The sequence below is a fragment of the Hymenobacter elongatus genome (genome assembly GCF_004745955.1).
Classification (GTDB): domain Bacteria; phylum Bacteroidota; class Bacteroidia; order Cytophagales; family Hymenobacteraceae; genus Hymenobacter; species Hymenobacter elongatus.
The window spans coordinates 102,067-108,922 of record NZ_SRLD01000015.1 but is presented as its reverse complement, the minus strand read 5'-3'; the positions used below and the strand labels follow the sequence as shown (position 1 = coordinate 108,922).

The following is a 6,856-nucleotide window of genomic DNA, read 5'->3' as shown; positions in this document are numbered from 1 at the left end:
CAACGGCGCACAGCGGGTCTTGACCTTGCGCGTCTGCGCGATGAGTAACCGATGGCAGCTGGTACGCCAACACATTGAACCCTTCAACACGGCCAGGGCGGCGTAGCGACAATTTGGGTTGCACCCCAGTGCTCTTCTTAGCGTCCCTTCCATAGTGGCACCTTCCGCTTTTCCAGTACTCTACTTCATTACAACCGTCTTTGGATAGCAAGGAGCTGGTACTATTTGCCAAACAGTTTAATGTGGTTGCTCTGCTTACCTACCTGCTACCGCTGGGTATTGGTTTGCACCGCTGGCGCTCCTTGTTACCTGCGTATCAGCCTTTGTTCTGGTTTATCGTACTACCCGGCTGCCTGCTGAACGGGGCACTAGCCGAATTTGGCCGTCATGTGCTGCACAATAACATCCTATTTCTAGAGCTGGCAACACTTAGCGAAACATTATTTCTCAGCTGGGCCTACTATAATTCCTTTCATTCGGCACAGAGCCGACAAATTCTGCGGGCTGCGTTGGGGCTGTTCTTGGCCACCTATATTTTCGAATCACTGTACCTCAACGGGGGCTTCAGTACCTCCCAAATTATTTATACGCACGTCGCACAGAGCATACTACTGGTCGGCGTCGCGGTAGCCTACTTCGAGCAGACGCTGCGCGAGCTACGCAATATCGATTTGGGCCAGGACTCCATGTTCATGGTCAGCGTAGGCTCCATTCTGTATTACGCCGGCACGCTGATGGTTTTCGTGCTGGAAGGCCAGCTGCAGGGTCAGCCCGACCTGATCTGGATAATGTACATCATCCAGTTCGTGCTGCTCATTGTCTTCAACCTATTTCTAAGTATCGCGCTTTGGAACGGCCACCGGCCCATCGAGCACGTTGCGTTTCCCGAAGGGTGGCCACTACTGCGCAAGTAGCCTGGCGCTGCGGCCAGGTGCGCCTATACCTTGTACTTACTCAGTGGTTTTAACCAGGATTTTGTACTTTCCTCGCGCCGCGTCTTCTACTTCCCCACCTTTGCCACGCTCTGCATGCACATTCCTTCGTGGCTTCTCACGTTTTGCGAATACCTGGAGCAGATGGCCAGTCTGGTGGTGTTGGTTCCGCTGGGGCTGGCCTTCTGGCGGTGGCCCCACTTGCCACCTCCGCTGCGCCTCCTGACGGGCTCCCTGCTATTTACAGAGTTGGTTTTGCTGGCTTCCGGCCTCGTGGAGCTGTACCGGCCGGGGTGGAGCTATGCCGTCTGGCATGTTTTTACGCTGGTGCAGACGCTGCTGTTTTGCCGCATCTACTACCTCACGCTTGTATCGCCCGTTGTGCGCCGCTTGCTGCGGCTGGCGGCGCTGGGGTTCACCGTTTTTGCCTTCTGCGACTCGCTGTATCTGGAGGGCTTCCAGCAGGTGAATGCCTACACACACGTAGCCCAGAGCGCCTTGCTTATCGGTTTGGCGCTACTGTATTTTGAGCAGCTACTCAATGAGCTGCACATCATTCGACTGGAACAAGACCCACTTTTTTTGGTAAGTACCGCTATTGTGTTGTATTTTTCGGGTACTGTATTGTTGTATGTATTTGTAAACAAGCTTTCGGCTACCACTGACCATGCCAGCCATCAAATGATTTATACCCTGAATGCTATGGTCAATCTGATTCAGTATATGCTGTTTGCGCTGGCCTTTTGGTACGCGGACCAGCTCCTGCCTTCGCCCGCCCGGTCATGAACAACTGGCTGCTTCCCGTTATGCTGGCCACGCCGGTGCTGCTACTACTGGCACTGGGTATCGTGGGGTTTGTGCTGCGCTACCAGCGGCGGCTGCTCCGCCAGCAGGAGCAGCTGCGCCAAGTGCGCGACGCCTCGCAGCAACAGGCACTGGAAGCGGCCTTGCTGGCGCAAGAAGAAGAGCGCCGCCGCATTGCGGCCGATCTGCACGACGGCGTAGGCACTACTTTAGCCATTGCCAAGCTGCACTTGAGCGCGCTGGGCCAGCCCAACTTAACTGAAGAAGCTACCGCTTTGCTGGACCAGGCAATCGGAGAAGTGCGGCGTATTTCCCGTAATCTGCTGCCGGCCGCGCTGCAAAAGTTCGGTCTTCCGTTTGCCCTCGATGCGCTGGCCCGAACCGTGCCGGCCGACGGGCCAACACATGTCACGATTGAGCAACGCGGCCAGCCCCGCCGCCTCGACCCCAAGCGGGAGCTGATCGTATTTCGGGTGGTGCAGGAGCTGCTGGGTAACGGCCTGCGACACGCCCATGCCGAGACGATTGAGGTGAGCGTTGACTTTGGCCCGGACTACCTTTCACTGCAATACCGCGACAACGGCGTGGGCTTCGACCCGGCCGCCGGCGACTTGCCCCCCGCGCCCGGCGCCCGCTCCGGCCTTGGACTCACCAACCTGCGCAGCCGGGTGGCCGTGCTGCAAGGCACCCTGCGCCACGACTCGGCCCCGGGCGCAGGCAGTAAAGTTTGGATTTCCTTCCCTATTCCGTATCTTCCGGTCGATCAAAAACCCGCCCTAACTACCTCTATATGAGCACACCTACAATACGTTTAGCCGTCGTCGACGACCATATTCTCTTCCGCAAAGGCTTGCGCGCCCTCATCAGCGGCTTTCCCGACATGGAAGTCCTCTTCGAAGCCGGCGACGGACAGGAGTTGTTGGAGCATCTCGACCAAGGCATCGTGCCGGATGTGGTGCTGATGGATTTGCAAATGCCTACGCTCGATGGCCTGCAAACGGTGCGACTGATGCGGGCCCAATACCCCCGCGTTCGGGTCGTTATCATTTCCATGCACGACGAGCCCGAGCTGATTGACAGCCTGCACACGGAAGGAGCCCACGGCTATCTGCTCAAAAACGCCAATCCGGAGGAAGTTCGGGGCGCTATTCTGGCGGCCGCTGGCCACGTGAATACCCAGTCCAACTTCGTGGTAGTATAGTCGCTTCGGGTACCTATCGCCTAGGGCCACTGCCAAGCAGTGGCCTTTTTTGTGTCCAGAGCAGCACGGCAGGTAGAGTTTTCTGGCGGCTTGTGCTACACCACTTGGCTAAAGTCTTTTGGTGGGCTCAGCTTTGCTGTTTAGCTTTGAATCTACTCCTTTATCCATGAGCTTAAACCTACGGCTGCTTCTACTTTTTCTCCTTAGTATGAGTGGAGCTTCGGCTCAAACACCTATTTACCAGGTGAGCCTACGGGAGCAAAAACTGGTAGTTGACAACGCGGCTTTTCACATCGTGGAGGTGCTCGACCTACGGCGGCAGCACCAAACTATCGGGTGGGTTCAGCGTGGCATGAGCAATATACGGGTGCCGGCCGATATAGCCGGTGGCGTGCGGGAAGGCCTGGGCAACTGGCTGCAGGTGCAGCTGCCGCCAAAGCCGGGCAGCCGCCCCGTGCTGTTGCGGGTGCATGAGCTGCGCATTGCGGAGCAAACCAAGGCCACTTCCGAAAAAGCCACGGCTGATGTGGATATAGATTTTGTCTGTCAGCAGCCTGATGGCAACTATTACGTAGTGCAGCGCTACAGTGAGCAGCAAGAAGCTAAAGGACTGGAAACCACGTCCTATCACGATGACAATATTGTAGCCTGCCTCCAGCGGGCCTGTACGCAGGTGAACACCATTGACTGGCAGCAGCGCCTGCGCCTAGCCACCCCACTAACCAGCGAACAGGTACGCTACCGGGGTGGCCACAAACCAGTACCCTACGACTATCCCATTCTCACGGCCTCACACAAGCCAGAAGGAGTGTATCGCACTTTTCTCGATTTCCGCAACAACCGGCCGCAAGCCGTACCGGGGTTGATAGTAGAGAAGGTAGCCTCCCCCAACCGGCCCATTACAGACGAAGTAGAAATCTACCGCCCTACCGAATCGGGCCGGGAGGTGCTGCGCGACGTATGGGGCTTTTCGGATGGACAGCGGGCTTATGTGTTGCGGCAAAAGCATTTCTATCCTTTAAAGCGAGCAGGCGACGACTTTACCTTCGCTGGCTGGGCCAGTGCTGATCCGGGAGCTATGAGTACGGCGGCAGTCCTAGGCGGCGCGGCAGGCGCGGCCATAGCTGCCGTCACTACGCACGGCGAGCAGCAGGAGTACACGCTGGACATGGCAACAGGACGGGTGGCCGACTTTGATTACATGGATCAGCTGGCTCGCCACGATACGGCGTCGGTGGTTGTATACCGTCGGCCGGGTGGCCCACAAGCGCCGCTGCTGGTGCTTCTCAACGGACAGGAGCTAAAAACCCTGCCCGCTAATGACTTCATCCGCATTCCATGGACCGACAAGGCCCATGAGGTTACGTTGTGTCTGGCGGGCTCCGAGCCGCAATGCCTGTCCTTCATTCCCGTGTTTGGTACTACTCTATACGTAGAGCTCAAGGCCCGCTCCGAAGGCGAAACCCCTTCCCTACAGTATGTACCCGTTAAGGAAGGCGACTATTATGTCAAGAAGATGCGGCGGCGCTAGCCCAGTTCCGTGCTCGGGTCCCAGAATAGCGCTTTGAAGTTCTGTACTTGGTCATCTACTACCCGGGTTCCCTCGGCCTCCAGAAACTCCTGCATGGCCGTGGGCGTAGCGAAATGCTGCCGACCCGTGAGGAGCCCCAGCCGGTTGACGACGCGGTGCGCCGGCACCGTGCCCGGCCCTACTGCCGGGTGAGCGGCCATCATTGCCCAGCCCACCATGCGCGCCCCGTGCCGGGCCCCAAGGTAGTGGGCAATGGCGCCATACGTAGTGACGCGCCCGGGGGGCACGAGCCGGACCACATCGTGCACGTCGCGAAAGAAATTGCGGTGGGCTTCGGTGGGCTCTTTGGGAGTTGTCATGAGGGTGAAATACGGCAAAAAGCCGGTAACAGGCTATGCTACGCCAAGCTCAGCACTAGCAAAAAGGTGAGGGCAAGCATCATCTTTTGCCGTTGGCGCTCGTAAGAACGAGCCGGTTGACTTACTGGCCAACCGGCTCGTTCTCACCTTCAACCCAACTACCTACTCTGCTATGTTCGACAAACTGAAAACACTGGATGATCTGTATGAGATGCAGCTCAAAGACCTGTACAGCGCCGAAAAGCAATTGGTGAAGGCGTTGCCTCAAATGGCCGCCGCCGCCAAAGATGGTCGGTTGCGGGCGGGCTTCGAGCACCACCTGCGCGAGACGGAAAACCAGGTAGCGCGCCTCGAAAAAATAGGCAAGGCAATGGAGCTTGATCTGGGAGGCCACACCTGCAAAGCCATGCAAGGCCTCATTGCGGAAGGCCAGGAAACTATGTCGGAGCGCGCTACCGATGAGGTAATGGACGCGGCCCTGATTGCGGCTTCACAGCGCATCGAGCACTATGAGATTTCGGGCTACGGCACAGCCGCTCACTTTGCCGAGCGCCTTGGCCACAGCGACGCCGCCACGCTGCTACGCCAAACACTGGCAGAGGAACAACTCACTGATACTAAACTTAACGAGCTGGCTAAGAACTATATCAACCAGAAAGCCATGTAGGCCCACTGCCTTTTAATAAAAAAAGCCTGCAACTAGCAGGCTTTTTTTGTGTCTTACACCTTATACCGAACCGACCCCAACCGTTTTGGCAAACCCTAACCAGGCACCTGGCGTTGTTGAACCCTGGCTGCCTACACGTTGGGTAGCCCAGCCTGATAGTGGCATACCCTCCCCCATTGCATGCAATACGAAGAAGAAACGACAACAGCATCGCGCCCCGGGCGCACCATCTTATGGATCGTCATATCGGCAGCCATAGTAGCGGCCTTGGTGTTCGTTAAGATTAAGTATTTCCCCTCTCCCACTGCTGACGCGAAAGGCGGTGGCGGTGGCCGTGGTGCAGCCGGTAGTGGTGGCAAAGGTGGCCCGGGGGGGAAGCCAGGGGGGCAGAAGCTACCCGTGCAGGTATATCTGGTGAAGCCCACGAATCTTTCGGATGAAGTGGCAGCTACCGGCTCGGTGCTGGCCGATGAGTCGGTGGTGATTAAAAGCGAGTTGTCGGGCAAAATCACCAGCCTGGCAATCAAGGAAGGTCAGCCGGTGCGCAAAGGGCAGCTATTGTTCAGTATTAACGCCGACGAAGCGCAGGCCGCCATCAACAAGCAGCAGTACAATATTCGGCTCTTCCGCGACCAGGAAAAACGCCAGCGTACGCTGCTTGATAAGGAATATATCAGCGCCCAGGAATACGAGCAGGCCAACAACCAGCTGCAGACGTCGCAGGCCGACCTGAGAGCCTTGCAGGCTTCGCTGGACAAAGCCTACGTGCGGGCTCCTTTCGACGGCGTACTCGGCCTGACGACTGCCACGGTGGGCACCTACGTAAGTCCCGGCACCGAAATAACGACCCTTTCACGCGTGCGGCCCGTCAAGATTGACTTTGCCGTGCCCGGGCGCTTTGCTTCTATGGTGCGGGTGGGCGATGTGGTGAGCATTACCGACGAGGGCACGAATAAGAAATATGACGCCAAGGTGTATGCCATCGACCCGCAGATTGACCCCGTGAGTCGTACCCAGCCGGTGCGGGCCCGCTTCGCTAACACCAGCAACGAGCTGCGCCCCGGTGCTTTTGTAAAGGTGAACCTGCAGCTCGGAGAATCTACTGACGCGCTACAGGTGCCAACCGAGGCCGTAATTCCGGAGGCCAGCGGCTACAGCGTATACACGGTGAAAGGCGGCAAAATGGTGCCGAAGAAGGTAAAAATCGGCATTCGCTCCGATAAAGTGATTCAGATTACCGACGGCCTGGCCGTCGGGGATTCCGTGATTCGGACGGGCATACTCCAGGTGAAGCCAGGAGATGCGGTACAGGTGATTCAATAGATTTCACGCGGCACCGCGCGGAGGAAGGCGTGCTGATTT

8 protein-coding genes are annotated in these 6,856 nt (G+C 57.5%); 7 read left to right on the top strand and 1 reads right to left on the bottom strand.

Features of this window, described 5'->3' with window-relative positions; all coding sequences use genetic code 11:
* The first annotated feature begins 200 nt into the window (after positions 1-200).
* From E5J99_RS09595 to E5J99_RS09575, 5 genes are all read left to right on the top strand, one after another.
* A complete protein-coding gene (locus tag E5J99_RS09595; protein ID WP_135497505.1) occupies positions 201-914 on the top strand; it encodes a hypothetical protein in 714 nt (237 codons plus the stop codon).
* A 114-nt stretch (positions 915-1,028) separates the two neighbouring features.
* The gene (locus E5J99_RS09590; RefSeq protein ID WP_135497504.1) at positions 1,029-1,718 is read left to right on the top strand and encodes a hypothetical protein; all 690 of its coding nucleotides are present in this window, start codon (positions 1,029-1,031) and stop codon (positions 1,716-1,718) included.
* Positions 1,715-2,530: a sensor histidine kinase gene (locus E5J99_RS09585; protein ID WP_135497503.1), complete on the top strand. Its 816-nt coding sequence runs from the start codon at positions 1,715-1,717 to the stop codon at positions 2,528-2,530. Before E5J99_RS09590 ends, E5J99_RS09585 begins: the two co-directional genes overlap by 4 nt.
* Complete coding sequence (locus tag E5J99_RS09580; protein WP_135497502.1) at positions 2,527-2,937, top strand: response regulator; 411 nt, start codon at positions 2,527-2,529, stop codon at positions 2,935-2,937. The genes E5J99_RS09585 and E5J99_RS09580 overlap by 4 nt, the downstream gene beginning before the upstream one ends.
* Positions 2,938-3,145: 208 nt before the next feature.
* Positions 3,146-4,468 carry a hypothetical protein gene (locus E5J99_RS09575; protein ID WP_135497501.1) on the top strand — a complete coding sequence of 441 codons (1,323 nt, stop codon included), beginning with the start codon at positions 3,146-3,148 and terminating at the stop codon, positions 4,466-4,468.
* Here E5J99_RS09575 and E5J99_RS09570 read toward each other — a convergent pair.
* The gene (locus E5J99_RS09570; RefSeq protein ID WP_135497500.1) at positions 4,465-4,827 is read right to left on the bottom strand and encodes an MGMT family protein; all 363 of its coding nucleotides are present in this window, start codon (positions 4,825-4,827) and stop codon (positions 4,465-4,467) included. The two genes, E5J99_RS09575 and E5J99_RS09570, sit on opposite strands and share 4 nt — an antisense overlap.
* Positions 4,828-4,999: 172 nt before the next feature.
* Between E5J99_RS09570 and E5J99_RS09565 the strand changes: the two genes are divergently transcribed.
* Together E5J99_RS09565 and E5J99_RS09560 are read left to right on the top strand one after the other, a co-directional pair.
* Positions 5,000-5,494: a YciE/YciF ferroxidase family protein gene (locus E5J99_RS09565; RefSeq protein WP_135497499.1), complete on the top strand. Its 495-nt coding sequence runs from the start codon at positions 5,000-5,002 to the stop codon at positions 5,492-5,494.
* Positions 5,495-5,674: 180 nt separating this feature from the next.
* Complete coding sequence (locus tag E5J99_RS09560) at positions 5,675-6,817, top strand: efflux RND transporter periplasmic adaptor subunit (protein ID WP_135497498.1); 1,143 nt, start codon at positions 5,675-5,677, stop codon at positions 6,815-6,817.
* Positions 6,818-6,856 lie beyond the last annotated feature (39 nt).

Coding starts and splice junctions, on each gene's coding strand:
- E5J99_RS09590 (WP_135497504.1), top strand. CDS start 1,029: ATGCACATTCCTTCGTGGCTTCTCACGTTTTGCGAATACCTGGAGCAG.
- E5J99_RS09585 (WP_135497503.1), top strand. CDS start 1,715: ATGAACAACTGGCTGCTTCCCGTTATGCTGGCCACGCCGGTGCTGCTA.
- E5J99_RS09580 (WP_135497502.1), top strand. CDS start 2,527: ATGAGCACACCTACAATACGTTTAGCCGTCGTCGACGACCATATTCTC.
- E5J99_RS09575 (WP_135497501.1), top strand. CDS start 3,146: ATGAGTGGAGCTTCGGCTCAAACACCTATTTACCAGGTGAGCCTACGG.
- E5J99_RS09570 (WP_135497500.1), bottom strand. CDS start 4,827: ATGACAACTCCCAAAGAGCCCACCGAAGCCCACCGCAATTTCTTTCGC.
- E5J99_RS09565 (WP_135497499.1), top strand. CDS start 5,000: ATGTTCGACAAACTGAAAACACTGGATGATCTGTATGAGATGCAGCTC.
- E5J99_RS09560 (WP_135497498.1), top strand. CDS start 5,675: ATGCAATACGAAGAAGAAACGACAACAGCATCGCGCCCCGGGCGCACC.